Source organism: Calditerrivibrio sp. (assembly GCA_026415135.1).
Taxonomy (GTDB): domain Bacteria; phylum Chrysiogenota; class Deferribacteres; order Deferribacterales; family Calditerrivibrionaceae; genus Calditerrivibrio.
Genome location: JAOAHS010000037.1, coordinates 129,211 through 146,259 on the forward strand (window position 1 = coordinate 129,211; position 17,049 = coordinate 146,259).

Annotated in this window: 17 protein-coding genes; 6 read left to right on the forward strand and 11 right to left on the reverse strand. The window is 35.2% G+C overall.

Annotated elements, in window-relative coordinates:
* Window positions 1–36 precede the first annotated feature (36 nt).
* From N3C60_07645 to sfsA, 4 genes are all read right to left on the reverse strand, one after another.
* On the reverse strand, window positions 37–1,068 hold the full coding sequence (locus tag N3C60_07645) for a mechanosensitive ion channel family protein (protein ID MCX8084774.1): 1,032 nt from the start codon (window positions 1,066–1,068) through the stop codon (window positions 37–39).
* A 9-nt stretch (window positions 1,069–1,077) separates the two neighbouring features.
* Window positions 1,078–2,028, reverse strand: coding sequence for an SPOR domain-containing protein (locus N3C60_07650; protein MCX8084775.1), 951 nt, complete (start codon window positions 2,026–2,028; stop codon window positions 1,078–1,080).
* Between the two features lie 9 nt (window positions 2,029–2,037).
* Window positions 2,038–3,666: an arginine--tRNA ligase gene (gene argS, locus N3C60_07655; protein MCX8084776.1), complete on the reverse strand. Its 1,629-nt coding sequence runs from the start codon at window positions 3,664–3,666 to the stop codon at window positions 2,038–2,040.
* 70 nt (window positions 3,667–3,736) lie between these two features.
* On the reverse strand, window positions 3,737–4,408 hold the full coding sequence (sfsA, locus tag N3C60_07660; GenBank protein ID MCX8084777.1) for a DNA/RNA nuclease SfsA: 672 nt from the start codon (window positions 4,406–4,408) through the stop codon (window positions 3,737–3,739).
* A gap of 47 nt (window positions 4,409–4,455) precedes the next feature.
* Here sfsA and N3C60_07665 point away from each other — a divergent pair, with 47 nt between their 5' ends.
* Window positions 4,456–5,157 carry a lytic transglycosylase domain-containing protein gene (locus N3C60_07665; protein MCX8084778.1) on the forward strand — a complete coding sequence of 234 codons (702 nt, stop codon included), beginning with the start codon at window positions 4,456–4,458 and terminating at the stop codon, window positions 5,155–5,157.
* Window positions 5,158–5,160: 3 nt separating this feature from the next.
* Here N3C60_07665 and N3C60_07670 read toward each other — a convergent pair whose 3' ends face one another.
* The 5 genes from N3C60_07670 to N3C60_07690 all read right to left on the reverse strand — a co-directional run bounded on the left by N3C60_07670 (window position 5,161) and on the right by N3C60_07690 (window position 9,803).
* Window positions 5,161–5,592: a hypothetical protein gene (locus tag N3C60_07670; protein ID MCX8084779.1), complete on the reverse strand. Its 432-nt coding sequence runs from the start codon at window positions 5,590–5,592 to the stop codon at window positions 5,161–5,163.
* Window positions 5,580–6,533, reverse strand: coding sequence for a hypothetical protein (locus N3C60_07675; protein ID MCX8084780.1), 954 nt, complete (start codon window positions 6,531–6,533; stop codon window positions 5,580–5,582). Before N3C60_07675 ends, N3C60_07670 begins: the two co-directional genes overlap by 13 nt.
* Window positions 6,517–7,203 (reverse strand): ABC transporter ATP-binding protein, encoded by a 687-nt coding sequence (locus N3C60_07680; protein MCX8084781.1) that lies wholly within the window; start codon window positions 7,201–7,203, stop codon window positions 6,517–6,519. The genes N3C60_07675 and N3C60_07680 overlap by 17 nt, the downstream gene beginning before the upstream one ends.
* A complete protein-coding gene (locus N3C60_07685; GenBank protein MCX8084782.1) occupies window positions 7,203–8,375 on the reverse strand; it encodes an FtsX-like permease family protein in 1,173 nt (390 codons plus the stop codon). Before N3C60_07685 ends, N3C60_07680 begins: the two co-directional genes overlap by 1 nt.
* Before the next feature lie 297 nt (window positions 8,376–8,672).
* Window positions 8,673–9,803, reverse strand: coding sequence for a nitrous oxide reductase accessory protein NosL (locus tag N3C60_07690; protein ID MCX8084783.1), 1,131 nt, complete (start codon window positions 9,801–9,803; stop codon window positions 8,673–8,675).
* Between the two features lie 129 nt (window positions 9,804–9,932).
* Here N3C60_07690 and N3C60_07695 point away from each other — a divergent pair, with 129 nt between their 5' ends.
* From N3C60_07695 to N3C60_07715, 5 genes are read left to right on the forward strand one after another with little or no spacing between them, the layout of a single operon-like run.
* Entirely contained in the window at window positions 9,933–10,196 is a 264-nt protein-coding gene (locus tag N3C60_07695; GenBank protein MCX8084784.1) for a metalloregulator ArsR/SmtB family transcription factor, read from the forward strand.
* Entirely contained in the window at window positions 10,197–11,501 is a 1,305-nt protein-coding gene (locus tag N3C60_07700) for a TolC family protein (GenBank protein ID MCX8084785.1), read from the forward strand. It abuts the gene before it with no gap.
* 23 nt (window positions 11,502–11,524) lie between these two features.
* Window positions 11,525–12,694, forward strand: a complete 1,170-nt coding sequence (locus N3C60_07705) for an efflux RND transporter periplasmic adaptor subunit (protein MCX8084786.1) — start codon at window positions 11,525–11,527, stop codon at window positions 12,692–12,694.
* Window positions 12,695–15,955, forward strand: coding sequence for an efflux RND transporter permease subunit (locus N3C60_07710; protein MCX8084787.1), 3,261 nt, complete (start codon window positions 12,695–12,697; stop codon window positions 15,953–15,955). It abuts the gene before it with no gap.
* A 1-nt stretch (window position 15,956) separates the two neighbouring features.
* Entirely contained in the window at window positions 15,957–16,148 is a 192-nt protein-coding gene (locus tag N3C60_07715) for a DUF2892 domain-containing protein (protein ID MCX8084788.1), read from the forward strand.
* A 51-nt stretch (window positions 16,149–16,199) separates the two neighbouring features.
* Here the strand turns inward: N3C60_07715 and N3C60_07720 are convergent, their stop codons facing one another.
* Entirely contained in the window at window positions 16,200–16,664 is a 465-nt protein-coding gene (locus N3C60_07720) for a type II secretion system GspH family protein (GenBank protein MCX8084789.1), read from the reverse strand.
* A gap of 78 nt (window positions 16,665–16,742) precedes the next feature.
* Window positions 16,743–17,049: PD-(D/E)XK nuclease domain-containing protein (locus N3C60_07725; GenBank protein MCX8084790.1), on the reverse strand; the 307-nt coding region annotated here is incomplete at its 5' end.

Sequence of the window (17,049 nt, forward strand, 5' to 3'; positions counted from 1 at the left end):
ATTACATGGCTAAAAAAGAGGGTTTCCCCTCTTTTCTTAGTCATTTCTAAGATGTACAACTCTTTGTGGGAATGGTATCTCAATATTTTCTTCACGAAATCTCTTTAAAATAGCTTTCCTCATTTCACTTTGTATTAAGAATTGTTGTTTAAATTCCTCGGCATAGCATATCAAAGTAAACTCTAAGGAACTATCCATAAAACCAGGATTCAATCTTACAACGGGCTCTGGGTCTGCAGCTAAACCGTCTATCTTTCCTATCAAACTTTTAGCCGCTTCTAAAATTATTTTTTCCACTTTGTCTATATCTGAACTATAGCTAACTCCAACTTTTATCGGTATAGCTAATTTTTTATCTTGAAGGTCGTAATTGGTTACGATACTTTGGACAAGTTTTTCGTTTGGTATGATTATATAGTTATTCTGAATTGTTTTAATGCGCGTTGTTCTCCAGGTGATATCCTCTACAAAACCTTCCATACCGTTGTCCATTCGGATATAATCACCTACTTTGATCGCTTTTTCTACAAGTATATGGATACCAGAAAAAAGATTGGCAAGGGTATCCTTCAAGGCAAGTGCTACGGCAAGACCTCCTACGCCTAAAGCGGTTATCAGTGGTGTGATAGATATCCCTAAATGGTTTAGAATCAAAAGTGCACCGATTATGTAGATTGTTGATTTAATTATGGCTTGGAAAAGACCTGTTGTGGGTATTGGAACAGATGACTCTTTTAGATATTGGTTAAACACCCTACCGGTAAGGTTTGCTACTGCAATTGTTATCGATAAGATTATGATAAGGTATATTATTTTGCTTATAGTCTGGGAGTATTTATCGGGTAATTTAGAAAAAGCTATCGAAATATTTATAGATATTGCAAATATCCATAATAATGATGGCTTCATTAGGGAAGAAAGGACTATATCATCAAGTTCTGTTTTTGTTTTTGATGTTAGTTTTTTAAATAACGATATGAGAGTCTTTCTTATGAAAAAAAGTACTATCAATGAAATTAAAAAAGTTAAAATCGGTATTAGGAGATTTTTCAGAGTATCCATGTTCATATTACACCTCTAATTCACTGCAAGAATAGCATTTATACCTAATTCTCTTTGCAGTTTTTCCTTCATTTTGATTGCTTCTTCTTTAGTAAGATTTTTACAGCATCTGATTCTATACCAGATACCTTTTTCACCCAAATCTGCTTTAACTATATATACATCTTTGATTTTAGATTTTAGTTTTTCGGCTTCCTTTTTGGTATGTTCTTCATCTTTAAAAGCCATCAACTGTAGGGAATAGATGGCGTCTTTTTTTTCTTGGGACTCGGTTTTATTGTTGTTTTCCTGCTTGGTCTTTTCAGTTACTTGTTTTGGCGTATCTTTTTGGGCTATTTTTATATTATTGTTCTTATCCTGGGGCTTAGTTTCTTTTTTATCTACTGCTTCTTTTTTCTCTTGTTTAGCTGGTTGGTCCTGTTTTGCAGTTTTTTCTTTTTGTTCATTTTTTTCAGTTGGTTTGGGGGTGTCTACTTTTTTGATGGGAGCATTATCGGCATTTAAAACAACTTTAGATTTTGGTTCTTGAGCTTTTGGGGTAGGTTTTTCTTCTACAATGTTCTGCTTTAATTCTTTATTAGTTTGATCCTGCTTAGATTGTTCCTGTTTGCTTATAGGTTTTTCAGATTCTGGTTTTGTTTTTGTTTCTGGTTTTTTCTCTTCTACGATTACTTTTGCAGGCTTATTATCACTTACCACTGCATCTGTTTTTTTCTTTATATCCTCTACTTTTATGTTTTCTGAATCTATGGTTATCTTCTTTCCAGCATCAGGGGTTGTTGTTTGGGTTTGTTTTAAGGCGTTTTTTTCAGAAATCTGCTCTTTCAGGGTGAAGTACTGATTTGTAAGTTTAACTATACCATAGATAATAAGACCAAAAGCAACTAAGAATACTATACCTACAAAAAATATAACCTTTACTTCACCTTTGGATTCTTTCTCTTTGATCTTACCAGTATCTTTCATTATCTCCTCCTACATCTTCTCAGGCGCTGAAACGCCTAAAATATCTAAACCTATCCTGATAGTAGTAGCTACGGCTTCCGATAAGGTTAGCCTCGCGTTTGTTAGAATTGGGTCCTTTTCGTCAACTATGGGAGTATTGTAGTAGTAATTGTGGAATAAACCAGCTAATTCAGTGAGATAATAACATATTCGATGGGGTTCGAGGTGCTGAGTAGCCATTGTTATTACGTTTTTGAAGTCGTAAATCTTTTTTATGATTTCTATTTCGGTAGGAAGTGTTAGTGAATCGAGGGTCTCGTTCAATTGTATGGAGATGCCTTTCTCTTGGGCGTTTCTTTTAAGGCTATTAACTCGTGCATGGGCATACTGTATGTAATATACAGGATTATCATTACTTTTACTTTTAGCAAGATCTATATCGAAGTCAAACTGGGAGTTTATATCCCTCATAAGGTAAAAATACCTTGCTGCATCTGCACCAACTTCGTCTACAAGCCATCTAAGGGTTATAAATTCGCCTGCCCTTGTGGACATGGAAACCCTTTCACCACCTTTAATAAGGCTAACCATCTGAATTAGTTGTATTTTTAGGTTTTCAACATTTAAGCCTAATGCTTTTACACCGCTTTTAAGTCTATTTACATAGCCATGATGATCTGCACCCCATACATTTACTAAAAATTCAAACCCCCTGTCGTACTTGTTTTTGTGGTATGCTATGTCGGATGCAAAGTAGGTATATTCCCCTGTGCTCCTTTTTATAACCCGATCTTTATCATCACCATAATAGGTAGATCTAAACCATAGGGCGTTATCTTTTTCGTAAATTTCACCTTTATTGATGAGAAGATCTACAGTTTTTTCGACTTCATGATTATCATAAAGGGATTTTTCACTAAACCAATTATCAAATTCAACACGAAAATCTCTAAGATCTTCCTCTATTCCGTCAAGTATTGATTTTACACCAATTTCGAAACACTTTTTTATGCCGTAATCTTCATCCTCCAATAATGTATCGTTGAACCTCTGGGCAATATCCTTTGCTATATCGATTATATAGTCACCCTTGTAGCCATCATCTGGAAATGGAAAATTTTTATTAAAGAACTCACAATAGCGGGCATAGATGCTTAGAGCCAGATTATTCATCTGGTTTCCAGCGTCGTTAATATAGTACTCTTTGAATACATCAAAACCTGAGATTTTTAATAGTCTAGCAACAGTGTCACCGTATGCAGAGCCTCTACCGTGTCCTATATGTAAAGGTCCGGTTGGGTTCGCGCTGACAAACTCCACCATTGCTTTTTTGCCTTTGCCGATATCTTCTATATTAGAATAAGGGTTTTTTAAAAAGTTTTTTAGAAAGTTGTGATATACAGCTGGTGAGAGGAAAAAATTTATGAAACCGGGTTTAGCAACTTCTACTTTAGAAAAGGAATTTTTATCTAACTTCGATACAATCTCTTCTGCAATCTCTATAGGATTTTTTTTCAGCTTTTTACTTAAGACAAAAGCCACATTTGTTGCAAAATCACCATTTTCAGCTTTTTTGGGTATTTCCACAATGTAATCTATGGTTTCATTATAGAATGATAATATTGCTCTATCTAATGCGTCTTTTATAATATGTTCCATTATTCCTCCAATCTTTTTGTGCTGGTATTTTATTATAAATTGATATCATTTGCAATAGTTTTGAACTCCATTAGACGATATCAATTTTTGTTAGTGTAAAACTGTTTTTATACGGGTCAAAAATATTTCTATAAAAGAGTGGTTTTATATACTTTGGTACAACTGAATAGTAGTACTCGCAGTATTTTTTGTCAAACTCTTCAGCGCATCTAAATTTGCTTCTGTTGCTCTGAATCAGATAAAGTAAGTAGGGTTTATACCCAAGCTGTATAGATTCCTTTAGCACCTGTAGATGTTCAAGCCCCCTTTTTGTTTTTGCATCTGGGAACATGGCGTATTTATCATCAAAAAGTGATACAGATTTAACTTCAACAAGTATAGGTCCTTGAAAGGATTCTATATAAAAGTCAAGTCGTTTATTGAGGAGTCTATATTCATGCTTTATCTCAAAGTATGGTTGAAATTCTATAATAGAACCATTTCTTATATGCTCATAAACTATGCTGTTTACCTTTATAGTATTGGTATGAATCCATTGATCCTGGATATAGATCCCTTCGAGGGTGTACTTTAGGGATCTTTTAGGGTTAAGGCTTTCGGAAAAGCAAACGGGAGCACCTTCTACAAGAAGATTTTTCATAGATCCAGTGTTTGGATTGTGGCAAACTATGATCTTTTGGTTCCATTCCACTTCGACAAAAAATCTTTTATATCGCTTGACAAATCTACCAAAATATAGCATATCACCTTTTTCTGGAAATAATTTTAGAATATATTATAATCATTTATATGAAAATTCAAACCAAAAAGAATCTGTTTATAAAGATAGTTTTTTCAATAGTGTTAACTATCTGTCTTTTGTTGCTATTTATAGGTTTATACGACTATCTATCTTATCGATATTTTACTGAAAAACAGAAGTATAATCAGCTAAGATACATGGAAACAGTCTCATATTATAACATTGTAAAAAGACAGGTTAAGTTCTATAATGATATATTAAACGTTTCCGACTACATAAAAAAAAATGATTTTACACATAGCGAGATAAATAGTTACGATCTGGCTTTAGCTATAGTGAAGGAAGCTTATGTAAAAAAGTTGGATCCGTATCTTGTTTTAGCTATAATAGAAGTTGAAAGTGATTTTAGATATAATAGTGAATCTATCAGGGGTGCTAAGGGGCTTATGCAGATAAAAAGCGATACTGCAAGATATATAGCTTTGAAAGAGGAGATCAATGCATCCACATCAAAACTCAAGAAGGATCCTTTGATGAACATAAAGCTGGGAGTTGCTTACTACAGCTATCTTTTGGATAAATTTAATGGCAATCATAAGTACGCCTTAGTTGCATATAATCTGGGTGCTAATAAGGTATTTTCTCTGATGAGTCAAAGGATAAACCTACCTAAAGGTTACTATAACAAAGTGGTCAAAAAGTACAGAGAGATTACAAAATTTTATGGACAAAAACAGGAAGATATATAATTTTTAGTTTTGTGTATCAAAAAAGAGAATCGATTTGTATTTTGATCCTTTGTAGGAGAACTCTATCTTGATATACCAGCGCTTATCCAGCAAAACGCATTTTGGCAAAACAAAAGTTGCTGTAGTAAAACCGTTTACAACAGCGGGTTTGTAGATCAAGTTCCCCATGTCCATTTTCATGTTTAATTTTATAGTAAGATCATTTATATCTATATAATTGTTGTTTTTCATAAATTTTAAGTGTATTGTATGATATTGTAAAGATTTTATAGGTCTTGGTGTGATGTTTGCAAAGATTTTTATATCCTTTTCGACGATTTCAACACTTTTGTGGGTGAGATCCCTCTCAGGGAAGTAGGGTATTGTAAAAATTTCGCCTGCCCAAACCTGCTTGCAAAAAAGTGCAATAAGTAATATCAGTTTTAGAATAACCATACACCATTTACCAAAAAGTATCTTAATACTACTACATAGAGGATTAGACTGTAACATATATACATCAAAAAGCTGTATGTTGTCCAGTTTTTAAAGTCTATTCCGAAGAAAAAAAACATAAAATATCTACCGATCCCAAGAGCTGTGCCTGAAAGAAGCAGTATATATATAACATATCCGATATAAAAATACTCTTTTTGTATTAAACAAAATGGACACCTGTGAGCTGGCTCTTGATATATGTATGGGGAGTGAAAGGTTATGATAAGAGTGAGGGAAACAATAAAAAAGAGGGTGGATATCAGTCCATAGATTGCTGGTTTATTAAAAGTAAAGGAGAAAATGAAAAGTAGGCAAAGATGGATTAAAACAAGATATTGTGGTTTTATACCTAAGAGCATTTTTAGTGGTCCTTCTTCGCTGAAAAGTGTCCCACAACAGGATACAATTTTGTTGGGATCAATATTGTAAAGGACAATGATCTCAAACAAAAACTCTACAATAATAAGTGTTGATAAGATGATCAAAAAGATAAGTTTAACCTTTGTATAGGGTGGGTTTGGGTATGTTAGATCTATTTTGTGGAGTTGGGTCCAATAGAAGACCAGGAATATGACTATTATTTTTAAAAATATAAGGTAATAGCTCGGTGGATAGGCGTTGTGAGAGCCTATGGCACACATGGCACCGGGGATAAACTGGGAGATTTCGTCCATTATGTAAAAGTATAAAAAGAAAAGGATTATCTTTATTGTAAAGGAAACATAAACATAGCTACTTATCAAGTAGATTTTTTTTTCAATCTCAAACTGTTTGTTGTTATGTATTTCGCTATTAAATTGTGTGATATTGTAGAGGGACACCGGTAGAACTAAGGCAAAAGAGATTGCTAATAGAGCATCGAGAAATATAAAGATCAACATTTCAGGGGATGTGTACATTTAACTGGCCATCCTCCAGAACATACGAAATACTAAAAGGATACCTGAAGATGATCTCATCATGACTTACGATTAAAATAGTTTTTCCATTGCGGTTGAGTTCCTGTAGTATATTCATCAACTCCTTTGAAAGATTGTTGTCAAGGTTTGAGGTTGGTTCATCAGCAAGGATTATTGGGGGATCATTTGCGAGTGCCCTCATTATGGTGACTCTTTGCTTTTGCCCACCGGACAATTTCCATGCTGGTGTCTCAAGAAATTTTTCCATATCGAATCTTTTTGAAACCTCTAAGATAGTGTTCTTTATATATTGAAAATCATTCTTAGTGGGTATCATGGATAGAAGTACATTCTCAAAAACTGTAATATCCTCTAACAGGTGAAACTGTTGGAATATAAAACCGATTTTTTTTCTTCTATACTCTGCGGAGAATGGATCGGATAGCTTAGTGATGTCGATATTATCTACGACGATCTTTCCAGTTGTGGGTTTGTCGAGAGCTGAAATCAGATTTAAAAGGGTTGTTTTGCCACTACCGCTCCGCCCCTTAATGAGGACAAAGCTTCCTCTTTCGATATTTAAGTTGATATTATTAAGAGCTGTGATTTTCTCCCTTTTGCTTGTATATACTTTTGAGATCTTTTCAAGGGTTATGATATGTTTTTCCACTACTTTACTCCACTATTTGCTACCTCTTTTGTGATGGCTTTCCATACCGGATAGATTGTGGATAGGATATAGGGGATGAGAATAAGTAAAAAAATTGTTAAGATAGAATGTGTGTTTATATGATGAGGTAGTTTTGACATTATTCTTAGTTCAGAAAAGCCTAAAAGAATACCTTTAAAAATAGGTGCATCACTTATAAAAACGTAGCAAAATGATAAAACAAAGGATAGTAATAATGAAAAGGTTACTAAAAAGAAGGATTCAAACACCTTTAGTTTTATAATATCGGAGATAGACCATCCTAATGCTCTTAATATTGCCATTTCCCTTTGTTCGCCAGAAAAACCTACGATTCTATCTAAATTTATTATGCAAAGTACGATTATAGCACCAATGATAATGAGGGTGAAAAAGCTTTTTTCAAAGAAAAAGAGCTTTTTATAGTTTGTTTTTATATCGTTTTTGGTTATGATATTGAGATAGGGGTAGTGTTCTTTTATTTTGGCGGCGATTATGGGTATTTCGTTTTTATTAGGTATGTTAAGGACGATGTCTGTGCAGAAGTTTTCGGGGATATTTAGTAGTTTCCTGACTGTTTCAATCGGTACAAACATTACATCTGAAAATCGGTATTCATCGTTTATAAAGTCGATGATTGTTAGCTCCAGTATCTTCCCATTGATGTTTGTAAGGTAAGCCTTTTCTTTATAGCCAATCTGTTCAAACGTATGTTTAATGGAGTTACCCACAATAGCTGTATTTTCTTTGAATCTGTTTTTATCTACGGAGTTTGACAGATGTTCTAAAAATAATGAAAATTGGTTTTCATAAGGATCTAATCCAATGATGGTGATTATCGATTTATTGTATTCAAAGATGTAGTATCCCCAATACCTTTTGGTCACTTTTTCCACACCGGGTATTGAAATGAGGTTGTCAGCTAACTCTGTATTTATGAGCTGTTCTTTTCCGCCACTCATGTTTTGAAGTACTATGTCTGGTGCCTCTTCTAAATAGGACTTGTGAATATATTCGATACTATCTGTAACTAACATAATTGTAAAGAGGGTGAAAGATGTAAGGGTAATGGATATAAGATAGAATAACGATTTTGTTCTATATCTAAATATGTTTTTTATGGCTTGAAGGATTATGTATAGATAGTATTTCATTTAACGTTTTGGTAAACTATTTTGTTTGGATAATAAGTAAAGATAATATCGTTTGAGTAGAAAAGACCTATTGGCTCAAAAAAAAGATGATCATAGCCTCTGGAAAAAAGCTTCTGCGGGGTGCTAAGGCTTAAATGTCTGATGGAGTTATGTTCAGTATTTAAGGCAATATCGTTAAAATAGAGGGATCCTGTTTTGAGTGAAAAAGGTGGCTTAAAACTGTTACTGCCACCTTTTATAATGGTTATTGTTATAAGAAGAAAGATTGTATAAAGTAATATAGATATTGAAACCTTTTTACTTATCAAGGTCATATACAAGTTTTTCTGTAATGTCTGCAAACTTTAATATTTTTTTACCGTTGTGGTCTTTTAAAAAGCTCTGGGCTGAGGATTCATGTTCAAAAGGTATGAGTTCGTTCCCCATAGGTCCTATCACATTGCTACCAATTATAAAATAGGCATCTTTAGCGTTGATGGCTTTTTGTGTGTAGTAATCTGTAACTAAAATGCTATTTATCATGATATTGGAATATTTTTTATTCCATTTCTCTGGGTTAAAAAAGAATTTGAAAAAATCTTTCACCCCATCGAAGTATAGTTTACCAGTTTCGTTTTTGAGGGTATATGATATCTCCACTGCCCACTTAGGGTATTTATATACAAACATGCCACATACAGGGCACTTGGCATCTTTTGGGATTTCAATTGTTTTAACGCTTGTTGGGCTCTGGCTTTTGAGCCTTTTAACCTCCCACAGGTATAGGGCTACGGCTTGGAGTTGTCTTTCATTTAGGTCTTTGCAAAGTTTATTAGCGAAAATATCTGCTTTTAGTTCATTGATTCTGTCGTATTTTGATGGCTCTATATCTGGAATACATTTATCCTTAAATAGTTTTTCCCCCATTGGATACATTTCTGATTCTTTTTTCTTTTGGGTCATTTCGTTGTCTGATTTGAGGTGTTCGTTTGCTAAAGCAAAAGCTTTCTTGAAGTCTGCAATTTCTCCGCCATATATCTTTTGGAACTCCTCTGCATCCTCTTTCTTAGCAAAGGCGATTTTGCTTATCTTAGACATGGTCCCGGGTATTTTACTACCGATGAGATAGTTTGCTTTATAGGCATCTATGAGCTCTTCTGTTTTCGCATCGATTACTACGGTTTTAGTGATTTTGTCCTTTATCTCAGGATAATCCACTAAGAGGCATCTTATGGAGCAGTATTGTTTTGTCGAGCCATCCTTCAAATATACACCATGACTTGTCTTGTAATACATTTTGATACTCATACCACAAATGGGGCACCAATGTTTATCAGGTCCTTTCATTATAAGAATAGGATCTTTACCCGCTTCTTTGGTGAAATCCTGGGGATAGACTACAGTAGTGAAAAAAAACAGGGCACATATCAAAATAAACAGCTGTTTCAATGTACACCTCCTTTCTTTACTTTTTTTATAAACAATATTTCTTGGCTTGTCAATACTGGAAAGGTATGAGGCATGATTTTTTATTGACAAATATATGAATATGTGTATATTTGTATAGTGGAGGTAAGTATGGATATTAAATTATTGGCTGAACAATTAAAAGTGTTGGGGCATCCTGTTAGATTAAACATTGTGATGGGGCTTTTAAATAATGAATGTTCCGTTACTAAGATAAGTGAGGGGCTTAATATGTCCCAAGCTGCTGTGAGTAGGCACTTATCTTTGCTAAGGAATTTTGATATAGTTGAGGGTAGGCGAAATGGTAATCAGATATGTTATTATCTAAAGGATACCAATATACTGAAAATGATAAAGGCTTTGATGGAGGATTAGATGAAGAGGTTTTTTGCTGTTGTTACATTTTTGGGTATCTCTTTTATGTCATACGCAGGGCAGATATCCTTTGAAGATGCAAAAAAGATATTATTGGAGAAAAATGGCATCATTAAATCTTACGCAGAAGAGCTAAACTCTTCCAAGTATCGTGTAGAGCAAGCTAAGAGCGGATTTATGCCTAAGTTGAATATATCTGAAACTTTTATAAGCAGTGATGAACCAGCCACAGCTGCTTTCTCAAAGATTTCACAGGGAAGCTTCACCTCTGCTTATATGGCTACTATGGCTGATCCTGATAGGGTGAAAAACTTTGAAACAAAGGTGGAACTGATACAGCCTATATTTCTTCAAGGGAAAGTTTATTTCGGGTTTAAACAGGCAGAAGAGATGAAAAAAGCATCTGAAAGGGTATTTGATGCGGTTAAACAAGAACTAATTTTTAATCTTATTAGAGCATATTACGGTAAGGCTTTAGCCGATAAGGGGATAGAAGTGACTGAGAAGTCCTTACAGAGGACAAAAAAGTATAGGGATATGACAGAAGAGTTTTACAAGAATGGCTTATTGGTAAAGAGTGACCTTTATGTGGCTGAGTCAAGACTCAGTTTAAATGAAAGCTATCTTGCTGAAGCGAAGAAACATTCCTTAGTGGCAGAAGCAAATTTACAGAGACTATTGGACAGCGATGAAAAATTTACTGTTATATGGAGTGATCTGCCGCTTAAGATGGATAGGAGTTTGGATGAGTTTTTACAGGCGGCACTTACCAATAGAAGGGATCTTAAAGCACTGGAGAACTATTCAAAAGTTCAGGAGATGGAGTATAAGAAGAGCAGTTGGAGCTATTACCCTGAGGTGGTGGCCTTTGCAAACTACAAGATGAACGATTCCTCATTTTTAGGAGACTCTGGCAAAGGCTTTACAGTTGGTGCTATGGTTAATTTCAATATTTTTAGTGGTTTTAAGGATTTAAACAAGATAAAAGAAGAAAAGAGTAAGAAAATAGCCCTTGACTACAGGATAGTAGACAAAAAAAATGAGATCAAATCTGAAGTAAAGGATGCTTTCTATGCTGTGCAGGCAGCTGAAAAGAAGATTGAGGCCATGAAAAAGTCTTTAGATGCTGCCTATGCTGCTTTGAACATAACAGAGAATAGGTTTAAAGAGGGCTTGGCAAAGGTAACTGATCTTTTGGATAGAGAAGTAGATGTAAAAAATGCAGAACTTGCTCTTTATAATGCTGAATATGAGCTTTTAGAGAGTAAAGCAAGGCTTTATAAAGCTGCTGGTATACTCGAATAATAAAGAAATTTAGGAGGATATAGATGATCAAATATTTATCATTAATTTTAGTAGCTTTTGTGATTGCTTGTGGTGGAAGTAAGGATGAAAAAAAGAACCAACCACAACCCCAGACCCACAAGGTGGCATTTTATCAGGTGACAAAGGAGCAGGTCCCTGTTGTGAGGGAGTTTTCTGGTACTGTATCTGCTGAAGAGATGGCATCCATCGGTCCGAAAGTTATGGGGTATATAACAAGGATAAACTATGCAGAAGGGCAGAGTTTCAAAAAGGGTGCAGTATTGGTTGAGATCAGTAGCCCTGAAATACTCGAAAAGGTAAAGTTTGCAGAAGCTACTGTAGCTGAGGCTGAGAATGCAATAGCTCAAGGTGAGATAGGTTTGAAGCTGGCTCAGGATCAGCTAAGACAGGCTGAAGCCCAGTATGAGCTTGCAGAAAAAACATATAAAAGGTACAAAAATCTATTGACTACTGAAAGCATCAGTAAACATGAATTTGATCAAGTGGAAGCCCAATACAAGGTTGCCCTTGAGGGTAAAGCCTCTGCAGAAAGGGCAGTTAAATTGGCTCAGGAGAGGATAAATCAGGCAAAGACTAAAAAGAATCAGGCTTTGGCAGGTAAAAATGAGGCTTTGGCTTACTCAAGCTTTACAAAGATTGTAGCTCCTTTTGATGGAGTAGTGTTGGAGAAACTTATAGATGTGGGGAATTTGGCTGCACCTGGACAGCCGGTAATAAAAATAGGAAGTAACAGAAATGTGATATATGCAAATATATCAGAATCTATGTTTGGTAAGGTAAAAGTGGGGCAACAGATCAATGTTAAGTCAGAAAGTCTTAATAAAGATTTTACTGTTAAAGTACTTGAGATATCTCCTAATATCGATCCAGCAACAAGAAATTTTAAAATAAAGCTTTCTTCCGATAAAAGTTTGCCAGTAGGAGCCTATGTGACGATAAGCTTACATGATGGAACCAAAGAGGGTATATTTATTCCTAAAAAAGCGATTGTGACGAGAGGTCAGATTGTAGCTGTATTTGTAAACAACGGTGGTAAGGCTGACATGAGGATTATTAAGACAGGCGAAGAGCGTGATGGAAAAGTAGAAGTGTTAAGCGGACTTTCTGGTAATGAGAAAATAGTGCTTGACAAGGTAGATATGATAAAGACAGGTGATATGTTGGAGGGCTAAATGGAGCTTTTTGATAAAGAAAACAGGGTATGTAAAGTAGATCCAGAGAAAGAGGTTGAGATCGTCAAGTATGGCTTAGCAGAAAAGCTTGCCAAAGCTTTCTTGAGGTCAAAAATAACCCCTCTTCTGGTTATAGCGACACTTTTTATAGGGATAATGTCTGTAATTTTTACACCAAAGGAAGAAGAACCTCAGATAATAGTACCGATGGTAGATATATTTGTTCCATATCCTGGAGCTAAAGCTAAGGATGTGGAGAAGAAGGTTGTTGAGCCTTTGTCAAAGCTTATGTGGGAAATTCCAGGTGTAGAATATGTATATGCCACTGCTATGAATGACGTTGGAATGGTAACTGTCAGATTTAAAGTAGGTGAAGATGAAGAAAAGAGTATCACAAAACTGAAAACAAAGATCGATTACAACATGGACAGAATGCCCCAAGGGGTCATGATGCCCATTATTAAAAAGATGTCTATAGATGATGTCCCCCAGTTATCCATTACCTTTTATTCGAAAGATTTGGAAGGTTCTAGGCTAAGGGATATTGCTGCTGAAGTGGAGCAGAGGATAAAGGAGATAGAGGATATTTCAGAAACTAAGATAATAGGTGGATACAAGCGTATCATAAAGATCGAACCCAATATCAATACCCTAAAGGCTTATAATTTGGATCTATTTAGATTGTATGGTGCTTTGTCTATGTCAAATCTATCGCTAAATGCAGGTGAGATAACTGACAAGGACAAGAATATCTATGTATCTGGTGGAGGATTTTTTAAATCAGCTGAAGAGATCGGTAATGTAGTAGTATCTGTTTTTAATGGTAAAGCAGTTTATTTAAAAGACGTAGCAAAAGTGTCCGATACCACAGAAACACCTGAGCAATATCATTTGATAGGCTTTAATCAGGCACAGACCACGGACAAGTTTCAGGCTGTGACCCTTTCCATTTCAAAAAGAAAAGGGAGCGACTCAGTTGTGGTTTCTGATAAGGTTTTGGAAAAAATACAAAGCTTGAAGGGTTATGTGATACCATCAAATGTTGAAGTAAAAATCACAAGAAACTATGGTGAGACAGCCTATGAAAAGGTAAAGACGCTGATGGAACACCTTATAGGTGCCATTGTAGCGGTTATTATAGTTATGACCATTACTATGGGTTGGAGAGCGGGGTTGGTTGTTTTTGTCGCTCTGCCTGTGACCTTTGCTTTGACACTTTTTGTTTACTATATGTTTGATTATACCCTGAATAGAGTTACACTTTTTGCTCTGATTTTTGTGGCCGGTTTAGTGGTGGACGATGCCATAATAATTGTGGAAAATATGGAAAGACATTTTAAAATAGCCAAAAAGAACCTGCTAGAAAGAGCTATAAGAGCAGTTGGGGAAGTGGGTAACCCAACGATTTTAGCCACAATTACTGTAATTGTTGCTATATATCCAATGGCGTTTGTAAGGGGTCTTATGGGGCCTTATATGAAACCTATGCCTATTGGGGCTTCTTTGGCTATGATATTTTCACTATTTGTTGCCCTAATTATAACACCATGGCTTGCTTATAAACTCCTTGCAGGACATACAAAAGTGGAGCATGAGGTAGATGAAGAGGAGTATATAAAATCTACCAAATTGTACAGGGTGTACAACAAAATTTTGGTTCCACTTATGGAAAAGGTATCATATAGGGTTGTGTTTACACTTATAATGTTGGGCTTGTTTTTCGGTGCTTTTATATTTATTCCCACAAAGCTGGTCGTTATGAAGATGTTACCGTTTGATAATAAAAACGAATTACAGATTATCATAGATATGCCAGAAGGAACTCCACTGGAAAAAACCACATGGGTAGCAAATGAGATTGGTAACTATCTTAGTACGGTAAAAGAGGTGGAAAACTATCAGATATATTCAGGTATAGCGGCACCACATAACTTTAATGGGCTTGTGCGTCACTATTTTCTAAGAAAAGGTGCTAATGTAGCTGATATCCAAGTAAATTTTGTGGACAAGTCTAAGAGAAAGTTACAAAGCCATGACCTAACTAAACTTTTAAGGGAGCCGGTGCAAAAGATAGGTGCTAAGTATGGTGCGAACATAAAGATGGCCGAAATACCGCCCGGACCTCCAGTCTTATCCACATTAGTTGCCGAGATATATGGTCCCACGGAGGAGGATAGAATAACAGCAGCCAAAATGATTAAAGAGGTTTTTTTGAAAACAGATGGTGTGGTTGATATAGATTGGTATGTGGAGGACGATCTTAAAGAATATGAATTTAGTGTCAATAGGGAAAAGGCTGCCTTAAACGGTATCTCCACAGAGATGTTATCTAAGACACTGTACATGGCTTTATCTGGTATGAAAGTGGGGCTTTTGCATAACAGTGAAAATAGAGAGGGTGTGGACATTGTTATAAAACTCCCTGAAGAACAGAGGAATAAATTGGATATTATAAAAGATGTAAACATAGTATCCATGACTGGAAGAATGGTGCCAATGAGTGAGCTTGTGACAATTAGGGAAAAAATAAAAGACAAACCTTTGTATTCAAAAAATAATCTACCTGTTGTATATGTTGTGGCAGATGTGGCTGGCAAAGAGGAAAGTCCTGTATATGCAATGTTAAAAATGAAAGGTGAGATAGCCAAACTTAGGTATAAAGGTGAGGAGATAAAACAATACTGGACAGGTATGCCAGAAAAGACAGATAAGGTCTCTATGAAGTGGGATGGTGAATGGCAAGTGACTTATGAGGTGTTTAGAGATCTTGGGCTTGCTTTTGCTGCGGTTATAATTATAATGTACTTTGTACTTGTTGGTTGGTTTAGATCCTTTGTTACACCAATTATCATGCTCATACCGATACCTTTGAGTTTGCTTGGTATTATACCGGGGCATTTCCTCTTTGGTGAATTCTTTACTGCTACCAGCATGATAGGTTTTATAGCTCTTGCAGGGATTATGGTGAGAAATGCAGTACTTTTGATAGATTTTATAGAAGCTAGTATAGAAAAGGGTAAAGACATAAAAGATGCTGTGGTTGAGGCTGGGGCAATTAGGACTAGACCAGTTGTTTTAACAACAATTGCTGTTATAACAGGTGCATTGTTTATGTTGCCAGATCCTATTTTTGCGGGTCTTGGTGTTTCTTTGATCACTGGGGCTGTGGTATCAACGATACTTACCCTTGTTATTATACCGCTTACCTACTATTTTTACCATATATGGTTCGGAAAGGAAAAATTTTATCAGGAGGTGTGATATGACAGTAGAAAGATGGATTAGAGTGTTTGCAGGTTTTTTTGTAGTGGTATCGACACTTTTAGGTTTATTTCACAATAAATGGTGGTTTGCGTTTACAATATTTGTTGGATTAAACCTTTTTCAGTACGGATTTACAAATTTTTGCCCATTAGCTAAGATATTAAAAGCAATTGGAATAAAAGAACAATAATGGTTTTTGCCCCAGCCAATTGTAAATGGCTGGGGTATCATTAAAATTTTGTTATTTTGCATTACAGGAGTTATTGTTATATTTTCCTAAAGCTATTCTACCATAAGATATTACTACGCAGTCATAAGCTGAGTCTGAAATTTCTTTTGCTCTGATGTGCCCCTGGTAGTCTGCAAAACCATTTTTATCAAATCTAAAAATATCGTTAGAGCCATTGCTTGAAGGTATAAAAGGGTTTTGTAGTTTGAGTTGAAGAATGTAACCATTTGTTATGTTTGAATCGTTGTCCATTATAGCAGTGGTATTATCAGGACCTAATATTCTTATTATTTTGTTTTCTTTTTCTGTAAAACCAAGCACCCTGGCTTGTATGGCTAATGAATATAAGTTGTAAGTATCGTTTTCGATGGAGACTTTTTTGGATAATTTATTATAATAATAAACACTAACGCCGATTATAAGTGATAAAATAAATATTACAATTATTAACTCCAAAAGTGTCATCCCTCTTAACATAAAAAAGTATTACTCTCCGTATTATATAATAGATTATACAAATTTGTGTAAATATATTCAAGTGTTTTTAGTCATTTATTAGAGTTTTATCCAACAGATGTTTTTTACATTTTTATCATTACTATCAAACTCTATACCCACAAGGTATATATCCTTACCCATTGAAAGATATTTCTCATAATACCTTTTACCCTTTATTTGCTCCAATGCCCCACCCTCATCAACCTTAAACTCCATCATATACACCACATCTGGAAATATAAGCGTCAGATCTATCCTACCTTTATTCGTAACATCCTCTCCTATCACCTCCACACCCATACCCTTCATGTACGCATAAAACACTGACACATAATAACCCTCCCTCTCATACATCCGGTTATGC